The 17,221-nt window shown below is 33.8% G+C and carries 16 protein-coding genes; 15 read left to right on the top strand and 1 reads right to left on the bottom strand.

Going from position 1 to position 17,221, the window contains the following annotated elements:
- Positions 1-29 precede the first annotated feature (29 nt).
- From D5J18_RS06815 to D5J18_RS06755, 13 genes are all read left to right on the top strand, one after another.
- Positions 30-2,099, top strand: coding sequence for an FUSC family membrane protein (locus tag D5J18_RS06815; RefSeq protein WP_119058265.1), 2,070 nt, complete (start codon positions 30-32; stop codon positions 2,097-2,099).
- A 183-nt stretch (positions 2,100-2,282) separates the two neighbouring features.
- Positions 2,283-3,233 (top strand): NAD(P)H-dependent flavin oxidoreductase, encoded by a 951-nt coding sequence (locus D5J18_RS06810; protein ID WP_119058264.1) that lies wholly within the window; start codon positions 2,283-2,285, stop codon positions 3,231-3,233.
- A gap of 275 nt (positions 3,234-3,508) precedes the next feature.
- Complete coding sequence (locus tag D5J18_RS06805; RefSeq protein WP_260377562.1) at positions 3,509-3,823, top strand: DUF6804 family protein; 315 nt, start codon at positions 3,509-3,511, stop codon at positions 3,821-3,823.
- Positions 3,751-4,785, top strand: a complete 1,035-nt coding sequence (locus tag D5J18_RS06800) for a hypothetical protein (RefSeq protein ID WP_165844981.1) — start codon at positions 3,751-3,753, stop codon at positions 4,783-4,785. Before D5J18_RS06805 ends, D5J18_RS06800 begins: the two co-directional genes overlap by 73 nt.
- 65 nt (positions 4,786-4,850) lie before the next feature.
- On the top strand, positions 4,851-5,369 hold the full coding sequence (locus tag D5J18_RS06795) for a hypothetical protein (RefSeq protein ID WP_185124703.1): 519 nt from the start codon (positions 4,851-4,853) through the stop codon (positions 5,367-5,369).
- A 455-nt stretch (positions 5,370-5,824) separates the two neighbouring features.
- Entirely contained in the window at positions 5,825-6,577 is a 753-nt protein-coding gene (locus D5J18_RS06790; protein WP_119058262.1) for a DUF805 domain-containing protein, read from the top strand.
- A 14-nt stretch (positions 6,578-6,591) separates the two neighbouring features.
- Complete coding sequence (locus D5J18_RS06785; RefSeq protein WP_119058261.1) at positions 6,592-7,092, top strand: tetratricopeptide repeat protein; 501 nt, start codon at positions 6,592-6,594, stop codon at positions 7,090-7,092.
- Between the two features lie 198 nt (positions 7,093-7,290).
- Positions 7,291-8,142 (top strand): hypothetical protein, encoded by an 852-nt coding sequence (locus tag D5J18_RS06780; protein ID WP_133298121.1) that lies wholly within the window; start codon positions 7,291-7,293, stop codon positions 8,140-8,142.
- A 2-nt stretch (positions 8,143-8,144) separates the two neighbouring features.
- Positions 8,145-9,269 carry a hypothetical protein gene (locus D5J18_RS06775; protein WP_119058259.1) on the top strand — a complete coding sequence of 375 codons (1,125 nt, stop codon included), beginning with the start codon at positions 8,145-8,147 and terminating at the stop codon, positions 9,267-9,269.
- A 7-nt stretch (positions 9,270-9,276) separates the two neighbouring features.
- The gene (locus D5J18_RS06770; RefSeq protein WP_119058258.1) at positions 9,277-10,926 is read left to right on the top strand and encodes a hypothetical protein; all 1,650 of its coding nucleotides are present in this window, start codon (positions 9,277-9,279) and stop codon (positions 10,924-10,926) included.
- Entirely contained in the window at positions 10,880-11,476 is a 597-nt protein-coding gene (locus tag D5J18_RS06765; RefSeq protein WP_165844980.1) for a retropepsin-like aspartic protease family protein, read from the top strand. The genes D5J18_RS06770 and D5J18_RS06765 overlap by 47 nt, the downstream gene beginning before the upstream one ends.
- A 47-nt stretch (positions 11,477-11,523) precedes the next feature.
- Positions 11,524-12,075 carry a thermonuclease family protein gene (locus D5J18_RS06760; protein WP_119058256.1) on the top strand — a complete coding sequence of 184 codons (552 nt, stop codon included), beginning with the start codon at positions 11,524-11,526 and terminating at the stop codon, positions 12,073-12,075.
- A 127-nt stretch (positions 12,076-12,202) separates the two neighbouring features.
- Positions 12,203-12,640 (top strand): universal stress protein, encoded by a 438-nt coding sequence (locus D5J18_RS06755; RefSeq protein WP_119058255.1) that lies wholly within the window; start codon positions 12,203-12,205, stop codon positions 12,638-12,640.
- Between the two features lie 161 nt (positions 12,641-12,801).
- On the opposite strand, the gene proS is transcribed toward D5J18_RS06755, so the two are convergent.
- Positions 12,802-14,277, bottom strand: coding sequence for a proline--tRNA ligase (proS, locus tag D5J18_RS06750; RefSeq protein WP_119058254.1), 1,476 nt, complete (start codon positions 14,275-14,277; stop codon positions 12,802-12,804).
- 176 nt (positions 14,278-14,453) lie between these two features.
- Here proS and D5J18_RS06740 point away from each other — a divergent pair, with 176 nt between their 5' ends.
- Both D5J18_RS06740 and D5J18_RS06735 read left to right on the top strand, forming a co-directional pair.
- Positions 14,454-15,443, top strand: coding sequence for a hypothetical protein (locus D5J18_RS06740; RefSeq protein WP_133298120.1), 990 nt, complete (start codon positions 14,454-14,456; stop codon positions 15,441-15,443).
- Positions 15,444-15,448: 5 nt separating this feature from the next.
- On the top strand, positions 15,449-16,855 hold the full coding sequence (locus D5J18_RS06735) for an OmpP1/FadL family transporter (RefSeq protein ID WP_119058251.1): 1,407 nt from the start codon (positions 15,449-15,451) through the stop codon (positions 16,853-16,855).
- Positions 16,856-17,221 lie beyond the last annotated feature (366 nt).

Genomic DNA, 17,221 nt, shown 5'->3' with positions numbered 1-17,221 from the left:
AGAAAAATTTTTTAAGCCTTAAAAAAAAATTGGTCAAAAAATATTTAAAAAAAAGCATCGAATTCTGGGAAAACAATTTCTTAGAAAGTCCTGAAAATCTATGGGCACTACGCATCAGTTTTAGTGCTATTTTGGCTTTGGGCATTTTTTATTTATTAGGAATCCCAAAAGCAGGGCTGACTGTGAGCATGGGGATTGTTGCCACCGCTTTGACTGAGAATGATGTCCACATCAAATCCAGTTTACGCTCTACGCTTCTTATTGGTTTTTTATTCTTCATTTTTTCATCTTTAGTTCAATTGTTATTGCCCTACCCTATTATTTTTGGGGTATTCTTGGTCTCTTCTAGCTTTTTCATCATGCTAGCAGGGGAACTAAAGTCCAAATACAATCACTTAGCCTTTGGCTCTGTTTTAATTATTCTCTACTCTATTTTCATTTATCAACCTGAGGCTGATTGGTTTAGAATTCCTTTCCTTTTTGTAGTTGCAGTGATTATTCATATGGCAACTTCCATTGTCATTTTATTGCTCAATCCTTATCAAAATCTACAAAATGAGCTAGCCAACGCTTATCAATTACTAGCTAAATACCTGAGAATGAAATCCAAATTCTTCCCTAGCTCTGCAGATGAGCAGGAAGAAATTAGAAATGAATTGGCGCTAATCAATATTCAATTATTTTCTCAGTCAGAAAAAATTAAAAATATTTTACAGCGTTTGGGGCAAGAGCTAAACCTTCACCAAAGGACTAAATTCAACCAATACGTTTCTGAATGGAATCAACTGCAATTACTGCACGAGCGAGCCGTCTCTAGCCACGAATCTTATGATTCCATCAGCCAAAATGTGAATTCCTCTCTGGTGGTGGCGGGCTTGGGTAAAATGTTGAGAGAACTCGGTAAAGCCAGTGATGAATATGCCCGAAACATTTTGAAAAAAAATACCTTCCAGTCCTCGCCAAATCTCCGCTGGACGTCTAATGCCTTAGAGCTACTCTTGCGCCAAAATTTGTGCAAAGATCAAGCTTCAATTAATTATCTGTGGAAAAACATCAAATCCATGGAAGAAACATTTGAAGCACGCCATACTCCAGCTAATATCAATTTAGAATACACCTTTGATGAAAAAAAATGGCGAGATTTATTCTCTCCCAAAAACAATAAATTCAGGCATGCCGTTCGCCTAAGCACTTGTTTTGCTGTTGGTTACACACTTATGAATGTTTTCAAAATCGAGCAAGGAGCTTGGATTATCCTGACTTCTCTCATTGTATGCCAACAAACTTATGATGCTACACGCCAACGCTTTTTTAAAAGAATCATCGGGACTTTAATGGGAGTCATCATTGGCATCACCTTATCTCTCCTATTGCCCACGACTGCAGGGCAAGTAGTCATTTTGATTGCCAGTATGTTTATATTTTTCAAGTACTTAAGGGGAAATTACATCATTGCTGCCATTTTTATCACCGTTTACGTTTTAGCCGTTTACAACCTCTTGCAGGGGACTGGAGTGCAGGTCATGACTCCCAGAATCATCGATACCCTTATCGGCTCTGTAATTGCCTACCTTTCCATCCGCTTCATCTGGCCAGAGTGGCAGTATAAAAATCTAAAAAATTTACTAATCAAAGCGATAGAAAAAGATAAAATTTACTTTGAAAGTGTAATGAATCAGCAAATTTCAACACAAGAATATTTGCACCACCAGCGAAACGCTCACCGCGCAGATAATCAATTGGCTCAAGTGTGGAAAAGTATGCGATTCGAGCCAAAATCGAAACAAAAACTCATCACCCCAGCACGGAATTTTACTTACCTCAATCATACTTTATTAAGTTATATTTCAGCACTGGGCGTTCATCGTAAAAGTTTGAATTTCAATGAAAATGACTTTTTCATCAAAAATCAAATCATTAAACTTCTAGATGAAATCTTGCTCCGCCTGCAGCTAGGGAATCAAAATTCTGAACCCACTGATAAATCTTTTATTTTACCAATAGAAAAGCTAAAAGATACTGAGAATCTTTTGTTTCTTGATAATATTTTAAAACTAAGTCAAGAATTGAAAGAAGCGGGCGAACGTATTGAATTTTAATTTTTTTTTTTAAAGGCTTAAAAAATTTTGTAAAACTTTGCTCGCGTTTAGAAATTCATTACCAATGGCAATGAATTCCAAATAAGCTTTTCTTCCGAAATCTCTCATTTTCCTATTAAAAATTTAATCCATAAAATTTTCTAAGCCTTAGGATATTTTCCTGAAAAATTTTACCTTTAAAAAATGGAAAATAGAATTTGTCAACTTTTTGGTATTCAGTACCCCATCATACAGGGGGGGATGATTTGGGCGAGTGGCTGGGAATTGGTTTCTGCAGTGTCTAACGCTGGCGGCTTAGGCATTTTGGGTGCTGGTAGCATGTATCCTGAGGTTTTGAGAGAGCATATTCTTAAAACACAAAAGGCTACAAGCAAGGTCTTTGGTGTGAATTTGCCTTTGATGTACCCCAATATCGAAGAACACATCCAAACCATTATTGAGAATCAAGTAAAAATTGTTTTCACCAGTGCAGGGAATCCGAGTATTTGGACTGAGAAACTTCAAAGTCATGGCATTAAAGTGGCCCATGTGGTCAGCAGCATCAAATTTGCTAAAAAAGCAGAAAATGCTGGCGTAGATGCTATCGTTTGTGAAGGGTTTGAGGCTGGCGGCCATTTGGGGAAAGAGGAAACAACGACTTTTTGCCTGATTCCTGATATTGCACGAAATATCGAGAAACCTTTGATTGCTGCTGGAGGCATCGCTACTGGAAAACAAATTTTAGCCGCAATGACTTTGGGCGCAGATGCTGTGCAAATGGGGACAAAATTTGTGGCAACTCGGGAAGCTTCTGTACACCAAAATTTCAAAGAAAAAGTCAAAAGCTTGAAAGATGGCGACACCTACTCTACCCTAAAAGAAATTGGCAATGTACGCTTGGTGAAGAATAAATTTTTTGATGAAATTCAGCAAGCTTATTCCAGCCATGCGAGCAAAGAAGATTTAATAAAACTTGCAGGGGAAAGACGTGCAAAACAAGGTATGTTTGAAGGTAATTTAGACGATGGTAAACTAGAAATCGGGCAATGTGCCTCTTTGGTAGATGAGATTCTGAGCGTGGATGATGTCTTTAAATCACTGATTGAAGAGTTTAATTCTGCTAAAAAGGAAATGGATTGTTTAGATTTTTTTTAAAGGCTTAAAAAATTTTTAGATTTCATTAAATTTTAAGGAAATTTTTCATATCATTGTGCTCTAATTTTTCTTTACAAAAGAGATTTCTATGTTTGTTATAAATTTTGTTTCAAAAACTTGTGAAAACTTTATAGATTACGTATCTTGTAGTCTATTAATTTATTACAACACAACACAACACAACACAACACAGACACAGACTTAGAAAATATTCCCCCCTTAACAAAAAGGAAATCCTTGTAGATGGCTTTGTGCTACCTGCAAGGATTTTTTTTATGCCCAAAATCTTGATGATGGAAAACACGATTAAAATCATACTCGCCATTCTATTATTGCTTTGTTTAGCACCGATGCCTTATGGCTACTTTCAGTTGGTGAGGCTGGCTTCTCTTGTGGGTTTTGCGTATTTGGCTTATACCTCTTTTTGTGAAAAAAATAATCCAGCGTTGGGCATTCTCTATATTTTTTTAGCGATACTCTTTCAGCCGTTTGAAAAAATAGCACTCGGCAGAACTTTATGGAATATCGTAGATGTGCTGGTAGCGGTGTTTTTAGTGATTCAGATAATTCAGATAAAGAAAGAAAAATGAGAATATTATTATTAATGATTTGTGCCACACTAATGATAAGCCGTGGATATAATGAGAAAAAAACAGATTTACAAGAAGCTAATTTAAAAGGTAGGGTAAAATCTGTGAGAGAAATTACGTATGATGCTGTTGAAAAATTTGGCAAAGTAGAGAAAGGAAGTATGAGAGGATCTTCATATGATTATGTATTATACAATGAACAAGGCAATATAGTAGAGGAAAATAGGTACAATGCTGATGGTAGTTTGGAGTACAAATGGACTTATCAATATGATAATAAGGGTAATAAAGTAGAGGAAAATAGGTACAATGCTGATGGTCGTTTGGATCGCAAATGGACTTATCAATATGATAATAAGGGTAATAAAGTAGAGGAAAATAATTACAATGCTGATGGTAGTTTGTATGAAAAACGGACTTATCAATATGATAATAAGGGTAATAAAGTAGAGGAAAATGGGTACAATGCTGATGGTAGTTTGTATGAAAAATTGACTTATCAATATGATAATAAGGGTAATATAGTAGAGAGAGATAGGTGCAAAGCTGATGGTAGTTTGGAGTACAAATTGACTTATCAATATGATAATAAGGGTAATATAGTAGAGGGAAATTTCTACGATCTTTATGTTGGTTTGTATGAAAAATGGGCAATAACTTATCAATATGATAATAAGGGTAATATAGTAGAGGAAAATGGGTACAATGAAAAATGGATTTATCAATATGATAATAAGCGTAATATAGTAGAGAGAGATAGGTACAATGAAAAATGGGCAACAACTTATCAATATGATAATAAGGGTAATAAAGTAGAGGAAAATAATTACAATGCTGATGGTAGTTTGGATGAAAAATGGACTTATGAATATGATTCCAAAGACAATTGGACTCAAGAAAAAGAATATAACAATAATAAGCCTAATAGAATTACAGAGAGAAAAATAGAATATTATAAATAGTAGCAATATTCTTAATCATTCAATTAAAAAATTAATAAAATATTAATCACAAAAAATTAAATATTATGGCACTAGACAATCTAATCTCGTTAGAATTTTCTGAAGAAGAATTACAGAAAATCAACACCGCAATTCAGGAGCTTCACAACATCATCAAGACAAAAGCAGTGAACCTCTCCCCAGAAGAAAGAAGACAATACGGTAGCATTGCCGATAGAAACAAAATTTTTGTAGACAAGTGCAAAGCCTTTATGGAGCAAGATCCCAGCTTGTTGCCACGCACCATAGATAAGGAGGAGTTTGATAAAGACTATACCGCCAGAGGGCAGGTAGAAGAACCTTTGAGAAAATTGGCAAGAATTACAGAAATGTTTTCGGATACCAAAATTCTTCTGGATTTTGATAACTACAATGCCGCTATTACATACTATAGGTATATGAAATATTTAGCGAGCGAAAACGAACCAGGAAGCGATACCATCTACCGCAGCCTAAAACAGCATTTTTCTGGCGGAAGGGTTGCTGAAAAAGAAGATGAACCCAAAGGTGGTATAGTGAAAAATATACTGCCAAAAGCAGAGTAAAACACATTTCAAAAATGGATTTTAGTAGGTTTTTAAAGTGGTTTAACTAGGTTCAGAAATGTATTTAACTAGATTCAGAACCCACCTCAACTAGGTTAAAAAGGCTATTGAATAGGGTTCGGAAGTGTATTTAACTAGGTTCGGAACCTACCTAAATAAGGTATAAAACCTACTGAAATACATTACAAAACCTATTGAACCCCATTTTAAATAAAATATGAAACAGATAATAAAAATAGGGCTATTAGCTATGGCGACTATAAGTATGAGCAGTTGTACAGAAGTTAACGCTAAACAGCATAATAATGACACCGTAGAAGCAGCCAAATGCACAGGTTCATCTAATTGCAGAGCCTGCAAAAATTGTAACTATTGCAAACATTGTAACGCCAGCAAAAGTAATAGTTGTGGTGCTTGTAGGTAATTAAAAAATGAATAGATAAAAAAGAGAAATTATGTTTGAAGCACCTTTTTCGTTTAATGGAAGAATTAGAAGAACTGAATTTGGCTTAAGTTTAATTATTTATGCCACTCTAGCAACAATTATAAATTTGGGAACTGAACAATACGTAGTGTTAAATTTAATACTGCTCATTCCTTTATTGTGGTTTCTGTGGGCTCAAGGAGCAAAAAGATGCCATGATTTAGGAAAAAATGGCTGGTGGCAATTAATTCCTTTTTATGGTTTATGGATGATATTCCAAGATGGGCAAAGAGGTTCTAATCAGTATGGGGAAGCCCCTAAAAATAGAACAGCTGTTGAGAATCAAAACGCTGTAACACAACTCCAACCTAAAAAAGAAGAACCTACCCCTCACCCCAAAAAGCTCAGCAACTTTGAAAAGGCGATGGCATATTATCAGGGTAAAGGTTTAAAACAATCTTATACAGAAGCTGTTTTTTACTTGAAAAAAGCAGTGGAAGAAGGCAATGAAGAGGCTAAAAATCTATTGGCATCTTGTTATTACGAAGGTAAAGGCGTGGAACAATCTTATACAGACGCATTTAACTTATGGAAAGAAATAGCAGAGGCAGGAAACACAGATGCTATGTATAATGTTGGCTTATGTTATTATCAAGGCAATGGCGTGGAGCAGAATAAAGAAAAAGCAATGGAATATTTACGCACTGCTTGCGAGCAACGCAATGACAATGCGTGTAATTTACTAAACAGAATTAAAATGGAAAATAATAATAATCAACTTTAAAATTCTATTTGTTCATGGAAACAGAAATAGTAATATCGATATCTCTTGCTGGAATAATACTTATGTTAATCTTTTTTTTTGATAATAATATAAACAAAAACATTGTACAAGAAAAACAAAGCCCCCCTGAACCTAAAAAGCTCAGCAACTTTGAAAAGGCGATGGCATATTATCAGGGTAAAGGTTTAAAACAATCTTATGCAGAAGCTGTTTTTTACTTGAAAAAAGCAGTGGAAGAAGGCAATGAAGAGGCTAAAAATCTATTGGCATCTTGTTATTACGAAGGTAAAGGCGTGGAACAATCTTATACAGACGCATTTAACTTATGGAAAGAAATAGCAGAGGCAGGAAACACAGATGCTATGTATAATGTTGGCTTATGTTATTATCAAGGCAATGGCGTGGAGCAGAATAAAGAAAAAGCAATGGAATATTTGCGCACTGCTTGCGAGCAACGCAATGATAATGCGTGTAATTTACTAAACAGAATAAAAAAAGAAATAGAAAATAATTAATAAAAATCAAATTTTATGAATGGAAAAATCACAATAACAGATTTATTTTTAACCATTCTTGCACTAATGCTTATTGGTGTGAGTTTTTGGCAAACTTGGCTTGGATTAAGCCAAATTTTTGGAGGGGCATCTTTTGTTATTGCCTTGGTATTGTCTTTACTATTATTGTTTCTGATATGGATGCTCAGAAAACACAAAATGGAAGGCAAATCAACAATGGGTTTAATCGGAATGTATATTTTCATTGCATCATTTTGTTTTATAGCCAACTTTAATGCCTTATATACTAGATTTATGAAAACCGAAATCTACACTACGGAATTGAAATCGGTAAATGATAAACTTAATGAGTTGCAGGCAGATGTGGATAGCCGTCTTTCTTACACAGTAGATGCTAAAACAAGGCAAGAAATTATCAGTGATGTCAATCAGTTGATGATTCAAATTCAAGACCCTGCTAATTTGGGTATTGGTACTGAAGCGAGGAGAATCATAACTCGTATTGAGAATAAATTAGGAAAACCTATTACGCCACTTACGCCTGTAAATCAAACCCCAGCAGGATATCAAGATTTGGCAGAAAGAATGGGAGCTCAAATATTAAATATGCTTGAAGTTCTGAATCCAGAGGAGAAAAAATTAAAAACAGAGTTAGATGCTGCAGTACTAAAATGGAATAAAAATACCCAAAAATTAGTTGCACAATCATCTGAAATCATTAATTCTTCAGCAGTAGGCGTGATAGATGAAATGGTTTTGGATTACAACAAATTGGGTAATAAAGCAGAAACTACCTTAGGAGCTAATAAATATAATTTTGAACCAGTAAAATCCAATGCACACGATGTGGGGAAAATAGGGTATGCTTTCCGTCACGCCATTGAAAACTTCGGTATGTATCAATTTGTGGTATTGTTAGGATGTATATTACTTGATTTTGGTGTGATGATTATTGTGTTATTAATTACTGAATCAGGTAGCTCTATGAGAGGAGGAAATAACAACAATAGCGTGTTTAATAAAAGAAAAAGTCAAACCTTAATTGATTAATTATGAGCGATGAATTGAAACCATTATTTTTTGGTGAAACAAATAATACAAATGATAAAATAGACGATTCAAAGACTTCATCTTCTGAAAATGAAAACAATTTAGAGTCTGTATCTCCAGATAATAACGATGAAGAATTAAAACCTTTGTTTTTTAATAACGATGAAGAAAGGACAGAATCAACTGAAATTAATGAACAAGAAGAATTAAGACCTTTGTTTGGTTCTTCAAATCAATCAACAGAAGAAAAAAATCATCATTTTAGCGGAAGTACGCTTTCTGATTTGCCAGATGATTTTGTACCGATACAAAGAGCGGAAGGTGTTGCTGAAATCAAAAATAAAAACAGCAATTTTGTTTTCTTTTTTGGAACATCTGCTTCTGGTAAATCGGTTATTTTATCCTCAATGTTATATGCTTTGAGGAGTAGGTTTGGTGTTATTAGACCCCAAGTGGGAACACCAAACAGCCGAGAATCGATGGTATTATTGTCTGATTTTTTTGAAAATATTAGTAGAGGAATTCTACCTGAAAGAACCACAAGAGACCAAGTTACCCGAATGGACTTGGTTTTTGAACCCAATAACAAGTCTAAAAAAGTAAAACCCATAAATCTCACTTTTTTAGAAACAGCAGGTGAAAATCATAATGAAATTAGAAGAGGTGGGCAATACCACAGCAGTGTATCTCAATATCTTAAAGCGGATATTCCAATTACATTTCTTTTAGTCACAGGAATCAATTCAGCACATCAAGAAGATAGCTTGTTGAGTGAGTTTTTATTTTTATTAGAAAATGAAGGTAGAAATTTAAGAAACATCAATTTAATATTAGTGATTTCTAAATGGGACTTATCAGGCACTCAGAAACCAACCTCAGAAGATTTAGATTTCTTTGTAAAAGAGAGATTACCAATGACTTATCAGTTCTTAGAAACCAAAGGACTGCCTAAAACTTATTATACCATTGGTCAATTAGATAAAAATAATCAGAATAAAATCAATTCTCTCAATCTAGATTCAGCTGAAAATTTATCTAAATGGTTGTATAAGAGTATTGCTGGTATCAAATTAGATTATGAAGGCAGTATGATAGAACAATTAAAATGGTCAATCGGACTAAAATAAAAAGATAATGGCAGAAAATATATCATTAAGCGTTTTTGGAACATTTGGTAATCCTAATGGGTTTAAACAAACATTTTCTGGACAAGAATATAATATTAAATTATTTGATTTAAATCCAAACGCTGTACAAATTTTTCAAAATTCGGTATTATTTGCAATTAGGAAAGAAATAGTTGATGATAATTCAATCATTTCTTTTATCAAATATAGTTTTGCTCAAGAACAAGGTTCTTCCCGTGGTGGAACCTTTGTAGGGGCATCTGTCATTTGTGCTAACGGAGTCCCTGATTTGGAGCAAACGGCAAATGTATTAAATCAATTGCATCATAATTTGGTGAGCAATCCCCATAATATCCAAAACGGAATTATTAAGGTGAAGCATTCTAATGAATTTAATGTTGATGCTCCAAGAGACTATGAAAAATTAAAAATTGATTCATCTGAAATTTCAGACATAGATTTTAATGAAAAAAATCGCTCGGCATTGGTGTATATAACACTGAATAATGTTGCAGAATTATTTAGGAAATCCTTGGATTTGCTCAATGTTTATGATACTATATATTTTACACAAGATAGTGAGGTAGCTGAATATGTTATAAAAAAAGGTTTGTTTGATTTGCTTGAAATAGATAAGTTTTCAGAGAAAATAAATCAATTAGAATCTCAAAAAATGGCAAATCAAAATAAAGAGTTAGAAAAGCTTAACAAGTATATTGACCAATTAAAAGAAGAGGCAACAAAAAATACCAGTGAATATTCAGAAATCATTAATAAAAATAAAAAAACGCATCAGGAAAATGCAGAGAAAATAGAAAAAAGCGAGAAAGAATATAAGGCGTTGTTTTCTAAATATAAAGAAGGAGTTGAAAAATTTGAAGAATATAAAACAAAATTCTCTCACGGGAGATTAAAAAGAAAACAGTTAAATGATTTGCTTGCAGCTTTTAATCAAGATTTAAATAATTTTAATCAAGAAAAAAGTCAATTTTCAAAACCAAAAGAAATAAATACAGTATCTGAAGAAAGAAAACCCTTTCGCGATAATTCGACTATAACTAATAGACGAGAAGGGTCTTATGACTCTCAGATTTTTTCAGAATTTAAAGAAAAACATTATGAGCGTGGATTTAATAGCAGAGGTTTAGATATTAAAAAACTTATTGTTGTAGGTTTTTTAGCTTTAATGATAGTAGGATTAGGATTCCTTGCATATAAAATATTTTCCAAATCTGAAAATAATCAAATTGTTAATAATACTCACATTCCAGAAGATAATGAACACCAGGAAATTAACAATGAAAATGAAGAAACTCTATCATTAGAACCAAAACCTAACGATTATCTATCTGAAAAGGATTTGAGGTTGACCATCAAGAGGAAATTCCAAAATTTACCTATGCATAAGGATGAAGTCGTTAAAGGTATATTAATTGCAAACCCTACAGATATAGGTGAAACTTATGAAGGGAAAGAAAAAGACTATGGAGAATACCTTATCTATGAAAATGAAGATTTATTCAAGAATGATTCTTTGATAAGAACGGAAGGTTTAAAAATTCCTTTTTTCAAAAAAGAGTTGAATATAAATAATGAAAATTCTAATGAAGATGAAAAAAAGGCTATTAGCACTGTGGATGATATTCAGCATCGTTAGTTGTAATCATCCTGATGCTAATCAAATAAAAGGAGGAGATAAGGGTCGTAAAAAAGCATTCTATATAGAAGAAGATTTTAGTTTGTATGATCAATCTGTTGAAGCAGCTCCATCATACCAACCTCAAGTAGAAGAGCATAAACCAGAACCTACCATTGAAAAAACAGGAAATGTAATTCCGATGCAGAAAAGTTCAGGAGTTTATTATATAGATACAAAAGTAAATGGAATACCCTTGAAATTTATTTTTGATACAGGAGCGAGTAATATTTGTATATCTATTGCAGAAGCTAAATTTTTATATAAACAAGGAACTATTGATGAAGGAGATTTTTTAGGGATAACAAATTTTCAAGATGCAACAGGTACTATTTCAGAAGGAATGAAAATTAACTTAAAAGAGGTTAAAATAGGAGATATAACATTAGAAAACATAGAAGCCCTTGTGGTAAACAATGAAGAAGCTCCTTTATTATTAGGTCAATCTGTTTTAGAACGATTCGGAAGAGTTACAATTGATTATAAAATTCAACAAATCATACTTGAATAACCTCTCACAAAATCGGACTAATCCTCCGATTTTCTTATTTTAGCAAGATGAAAGGATGGATTTTATTGATGTTGGTGAACGTATTCGCTTGTCAACCAAATGGGAAGAAAATTAATCAGGCAGAGCCAGCTAAAGTTGCTAAGCTTATTGCAGATAGTTTGCAGTTCAAAGCTAAAGTTATTGGTGTTACAGATGGCGATACGGTGGAAGTGCTTTGGGATAGCATCCCTACCAAAATTAGGTTAGCTCATATTGATGCTCCCGAGAAAAGAGGCTCTCAACCTTTTGGTATGGAAGCCAAAAAAATGTTATCTGATTTGTGTTTTGGGCAAGAGGTGATGGTGGTTTCCAAAGGAAAAAACGGACGAAGAGATAGAAGTCAACGCCTAATTGCGGTGATTAAAAACCAAGTCGGAGCAAATTGTAATTTAGCAATGGTGAGAAATGGTTTAGCGTGGCATTATGTGAAATTTTCTACCGATAGCGTTTATTCAGTTTTAGAGGCTGAGGCTCGTGCTAAAAAGTTGGGTTTATGGGCAGAGCCTAATCCCATCGCGCCCTGGCTCTGGCGAAAAAAGAAAAAATCCCCTAAAATTTAATTTTTTTTAAAGGCTTAAAAAATTTTTAAAACCCTAAGCAAGATTGATTTTCATTTAGAAAAAAATGAACTATTAAATTGTAAATCTTTATAAAAAAAGCTTATCTTCATCTAAAATAAAATCTGTTATGAAAAAATTACTCGTGCCCGTTGATTTATCCAATATTACCGATGAAATTATTCGGCAATCCATTCGTTTTGCTCAAGATTTGTCTGCTGAGATTATTTTAATTCATGTCGTTAGCTTAGACGTCGGGTTTATTTTAGGCGAGGTTGGCTTTCAATATTTACCAGAATTGGAAGAAACCGCTCTAGAAAAAGATGCGGTTCATCTCAATAATTTAAAAAATCAGATTGAAAAATCAGGAGTCAATTGTAATTCATTCCTGAAACAAGGCATCCCTGCAGAAATCATTTTAGAAACGGCAGAAGAAATCAAACCGTATGCCATTGTGCTTGGGTCAAAAGGTCATGGAAATCTATATAATGCATTGGTAGGCAGCGTTTGCCATGATGTTATAAAGGAATCAAAATTTCCTGTTTTCGTCGTTCCAAATTTAGATTAAATTTAATATGCAAATGTTTTTTTAGCTAAATCAATTTACTGATTTTCAATTAAATGAACAACTTTTTCTTTTTTAATTCATAATGCACAGCGGGTTTATTCAAATTTTAAGAGCCTGTTTAAATCTCAAACAAGCTCTTAGTGGATTCTAAAAAAAAGATTTTAGTAAGCTTTTGCAAATAATACCCGTTGCTGGCTTGGCTTCCCAGTGAAAATGCATTTACCTTCTTCTTTTTCTGCTTCTAACGGGATGCACCGAATGGTCGCTTTCGTTAATTCTTGAATTTTCTCTTCGGTTTCTGTAGTCCCGTCCCAGTGAGCACTCACAAAACCGCCTTTATTTTCTATAACGTCCTGAAAATCATCCCAAGTATCTACTTTTGTTGTTAATTCTTGTTTATTATCTTTTGCTTTTTGATAAATATTTTCATCGATTTCTTGCAGAAGGCTTAATATATGCTCCACTGATTTTTCAAGGCTTATAAAATTTTTATCTCCAGTATCCCTTCGGGCAACCTCAATTTGATTTTTCTCTAAATCTCTTGGTCCCATTGCTATTCTCACTGGTACACCTTTCAACTCATATTCATTGAATTTCCAACCTGGCTTGAAGGTATCTCTATCATCAAATTTCACTGAAATGCCTTTTGACATTAATTCAGATTTTAGCTGATGAGCTTTTTGGGCTACTAAATTTCTTTGTTCATCATTAAAGTAAACTGGGACAATTACTACTTGAATGGGCGCCAATGTAGAAGGCAGCACCAAACCTTGGTCATCTGAATGAGTCATAATCAAGGCCCCCATCAGTCGTGTAGAGACTCCCCAGCTGGTAGCCCACACATATTCTAAACCTCCGTTTGCAGTCGCATATTTCACATCAAAAGCTTTGGCAAAATTTTGCCCCAAAAAGTGTGATGTCCCCGCCTGCAAAGCTTTCCCATCTTGCATCATCGCCTCAATGCAGTAGGTTTCTTCTGCGCCAGCAAATCTTTCTGATTCTGTTTTCAGACCTCTGACAACAGGAATTTTCATGAAATTTTCTGCAAAATCGGCATAAACATTCAACATCAATTCTGCTTCTTCTATTGCTTCGTGCTTGGTTGCATGTGCTGTATGCCCTTCTTGCCATAAGAATTCGGCTGTTCTGAGGAATAATCTCGTTCTCATCTCCCAACGCACCACATTTGCCCACTGATTGACTAAAATAGGTAAATCTCGGTATGACTGAATCCAATTTTTGTACGTATTCCAAATAATGGCTTCTGATGTAGGGCGCACCACTAGTTCTTCCTCTAATTTAGCTTTGGGGTCAACTCTCAGCTTCCCTTTATTATCGGGATCTGCCTCTAAGCGATAGTGTGTTACCACCGCACATTCCTTAGCAAAGCCTTCTGCATTTTTTTCCTCAGCTTCAAAGAGTGATTTTGGCACAAATAAAGGGAAATAAGCATTTTGATGTCCAGTATCTTTAAATTTCCGATCTAATTCCTGCTGAATTTTTTCCCAAATAGCATAGCCATAAGGCTTAATGACCATGGAGCCTCTTACCCCTGAGTTTTCTGCCAAATCGGCATTAATGACTAATTCGTTATACCATTTGCTATAATCTTCTTTACGTTTTGTAAGTTTCGCCATCTATTTGATTTATAATGTTTTTAATATTCTCTAATTCTAAGTTAACACTAAGTGGCATAAGTTTTGACATAATATTAACAAAGCCAAAATACGTTAATCTTGTATAATTTGGTAAATTTAGCGAAGAAATTATCAATACAATGAGTTTAAAACTAAAATATTTAAAAAATCTGCAAATGCCAGTATTACTCGGTATCATTGCAGTAAGCTTTGTGTCTTGCATGAGCACGCAAACTTTTGCTAATAGAGAATTTGATGGAATCTACTCTTCACCAAGTGACAGAACTTATCAAGAAAGTAAAAATCAAATTAATAATGACCGAATCGTGAGATTGGGCGGGAAGTATTTTGATAAAAACACGCAAGCTCCTCAATCTTTTGAACAGGAGATCTATCAAAATGACCCTATCGCTTCTGTCGTAGATCCCTATCAGAATGACTACATTCAATGGGGAAAATATCAGGGAACAGAGATAGACTATGGATTTAATTCTTATCCGTATGGTTTTAATTTTGGATTCCATTCAGGGTTTTATTTCCCCAGTCGTTTAAGTTCATATTTTGGATTTGGTTTTGGTTATCCTAGATTTGGAGGATTTTATAATCATGGTTTTTACAATCCTTATTTCATGAATTATTATGATTTTTATGCCTTTAATCGCTTTTATAATCCTTATCCTTACTATGGCTACACTTACCCTTATTCAAGATTTTACGGATATGGCTATGGTGGCTCTTACTACCATGGGGATAACTCTATTTTTGTAAAGCCAATTCCCGCCACGAGAGGTAAGGGAATGACAAGCAATGTAAATAGTATTAATCTTTCAGGTTCTTCAAACAATCCAAGAATCATAAGAAGAGGAAGTGACGTTAACATGACTAATTCTACTCCCAATTATTGGAACTCTAGCGATACCAACTTAAGAAAAAGAAGCATCAATGAAGTGAATACTTCTAATTCACAGCAAAGACAGGCTTATGATAGAAACTCTATCAGAAATCAAAGAAATCAGGATAGAGTGATTTACCGAAGAAGCGATGTCAGCACCAATAGAGCGTCAGATTTTAGCACATCTCGCTCTTCCAATTGGTCTAATTCTTCATCAAATACAACCTCAAGCCCAGCACGAAGTTCTGGAACAGGAACAAGAATAAGAAGATAATTGACATGAAAAAAAATATATTTTTATTAAGTACATTATTTTGCACTACAGGGATTTTTGCGCAAAATAAATTAAATCTAAATTACGTTGAAAACTTATATCATGCTACTGATAACGGGAGTTTAACGGGAACTTCTAGATACAAAGCTCTAAGTGGAGCGATGGGGGCTTTGGGTGGTGATTTCAGTGCTACTCAAAAAAATCCAGCCGGAGCTTCTGTTTTCTTAAACTCAGAAGTAACTGTTACTGCAGGGACGAATTCCACTCACCTAGAAGCCAATGGGAACAATAGTGATAAAACTAATCGTTTTAATTTATCACAAGCAGGTGGTGTTTTGGTTTTTAACGATTTAGCTAGTGAAAACTTCAGAAATTTTGCGATTAGTTTTAATTATGAAGAATCTGTTAATAACGAAAATTTCAATAAAACTACAGATTTAAAGTCTACAAATTTAAACGGCTTTGTAAATGATCTAACTTCAAAAATTTCTAATACAAATTTTTCATTTGCAGCGAATTACCGAGATAAACTCAATTTTGGTTTAGGTTTTAATGCAAAACAATTTGAAAGCTTTCGCTACAATGCATTAAGCGAATATGACCCTGTGGATAATAATAATTTTGTCTATACACAAGATTATTCTCCCAATAGTGTAGTTGGTAGTGGCTTCTCTATCACTGCTGGTGTAATAGGACGCATCACACCTGAATTCAGATTGGGGCTAGCTTATGAATCGCCTACTTGGTACAAAGATTTGAATGAAAATTCTTATGAATATTTTATTGAAAAGGGAACCAATAACTTCTTTGCTGGTCGAGATACAAAGTATTATGTAAATAATTTAAACAGCGGACAAAAAATTACTGGTTCCGCAGCTTATATTATCGGAAAATTTGGTTTCATCAGTGGTGATGTTAGCTTGATTGATTATTCCACTGCTAAATATTTACCTGAGAATTCTTTTTCAGCTGAAAACAATTTCATCAACAATCATTTAAAAACCAGTACAGCTTTAAATTTAGGTGGTGAATATAGAATTCAAGATTTTACATTACGAGGCGGTTTCCGATACATTACTTCTCCGTTTGAAAAAGTTAATTTAAATCTTGCTGATAAAAATATGTATCAGGCATACGGAAACTTAACTGGATTTTCTTTAGGTGCTGGCTATAGTTTCCAAAGCTTTTTCATCGATGCAGCTTATAGTTTTGCCAAACAGGATCGAAATATTCTATTGAGCGGAAATTATTACAATTATAACGGACAAGTTGATTTTGCCCATGCCAAAGATTTAAAGGAAGCTTTGGATATTCTATCTCTAGATACAAGCAATAGAGGTTATTCGAGGTCTTTTCAAAATGTCACCAAAAAATGGTCTGATTTTACCATAACTTTAGGTTTAAGGTTTTAATTTTAAAATTTCATTAACATAAAAATAGCCGTCTTGATAATAAATATCTAAACGGCTATTTTTATTTTTTTGACTGTCAATCCTAAAAAGCATTAGAATTCGTAGCGCATTTATCTAGCGGGACTTATTTTTGAGTCATTAAATACTTCTAAACACAAATTTATCAAACTAATAATTTTTTAAAGCCTTATAAAATTTCAGATAAAATTCTTGTAATATAACTTCGAATAGGGTGATATAATAATCTAGATAAAAACTAAAAATCTGAAAAGCGAACAAAAGGAGGGAGAAAGGAATCAATTAGGGTGTAAAACAAAAACCTGCATAGTAATGTACTATGCAGGTTTGTAATAAAAAACTGGCGAC

Source organism: Candidatus Ornithobacterium hominis, assembly GCF_900538215.1.
GTDB classification, from domain to species: domain Bacteria; phylum Bacteroidota; class Bacteroidia; order Flavobacteriales; family Weeksellaceae; genus Ornithobacterium; species Ornithobacterium hominis.
Note: the sequence above shows the minus strand (reverse complement) of the source record. Positions and strands in the feature narration are given on the sequence as shown.

Bases quoted from the DNA above. Each gene is read 5' to 3' on its own strand.
- D5J18_RS06810 (WP_119058264.1), top strand. From the start codon at position 2,283: ATGGAAAATAGAATTTGTCAACTTTTTGGTATTCAGTACCCCATCATA.
- D5J18_RS06805 (WP_260377562.1), top strand. From the start codon at position 3,509: ATGCCCAAAATCTTGATGATGGAAAACACGATTAAAATCATACTCGCC.
- D5J18_RS06800 (WP_165844981.1), top strand. From the start codon at position 3,751: ATGGAATATCGTAGATGTGCTGGTAGCGGTGTTTTTAGTGATTCAGAT.
- D5J18_RS06795 (WP_185124703.1), top strand. From the start codon at position 4,851: ATGGCACTAGACAATCTAATCTCGTTAGAATTTTCTGAAGAAGAATTA.
- D5J18_RS06790 (WP_119058262.1), top strand. From the start codon at position 5,825: ATGTTTGAAGCACCTTTTTCGTTTAATGGAAGAATTAGAAGAACTGAA.
- D5J18_RS06785 (WP_119058261.1), top strand. From the start codon at position 6,592: ATGGAAACAGAAATAGTAATATCGATATCTCTTGCTGGAATAATACTT.
- D5J18_RS06780 (WP_133298121.1), top strand. From the start codon at position 7,291: ATGGAAGGCAAATCAACAATGGGTTTAATCGGAATGTATATTTTCATT.
- D5J18_RS06775 (WP_119058259.1), top strand. From the start codon at position 8,145: ATGAGCGATGAATTGAAACCATTATTTTTTGGTGAAACAAATAATACA.
- D5J18_RS06770 (WP_119058258.1), top strand. From the start codon at position 9,277: ATGGCAGAAAATATATCATTAAGCGTTTTTGGAACATTTGGTAATCCT.
- D5J18_RS06765 (WP_165844980.1), top strand. From the start codon at position 10,880: ATGAAAAAAAGGCTATTAGCACTGTGGATGATATTCAGCATCGTTAGT.
- D5J18_RS06760 (WP_119058256.1), top strand. From the start codon at position 11,524: ATGAAAGGATGGATTTTATTGATGTTGGTGAACGTATTCGCTTGTCAA.
- D5J18_RS06755 (WP_119058255.1), top strand. From the start codon at position 12,203: ATGAAAAAATTACTCGTGCCCGTTGATTTATCCAATATTACCGATGAA.
- proS (WP_119058254.1), bottom strand. From the start codon at position 14,277: ATGGCGAAACTTACAAAACGTAAAGAAGATTATAGCAAATGGTATAAC.
- D5J18_RS06740 (WP_133298120.1), top strand. From the start codon at position 14,454: ATGCCAGTATTACTCGGTATCATTGCAGTAAGCTTTGTGTCTTGCATG.
- D5J18_RS06735 (WP_119058251.1), top strand. From the start codon at position 15,449: ATGAAAAAAAATATATTTTTATTAAGTACATTATTTTGCACTACAGGG.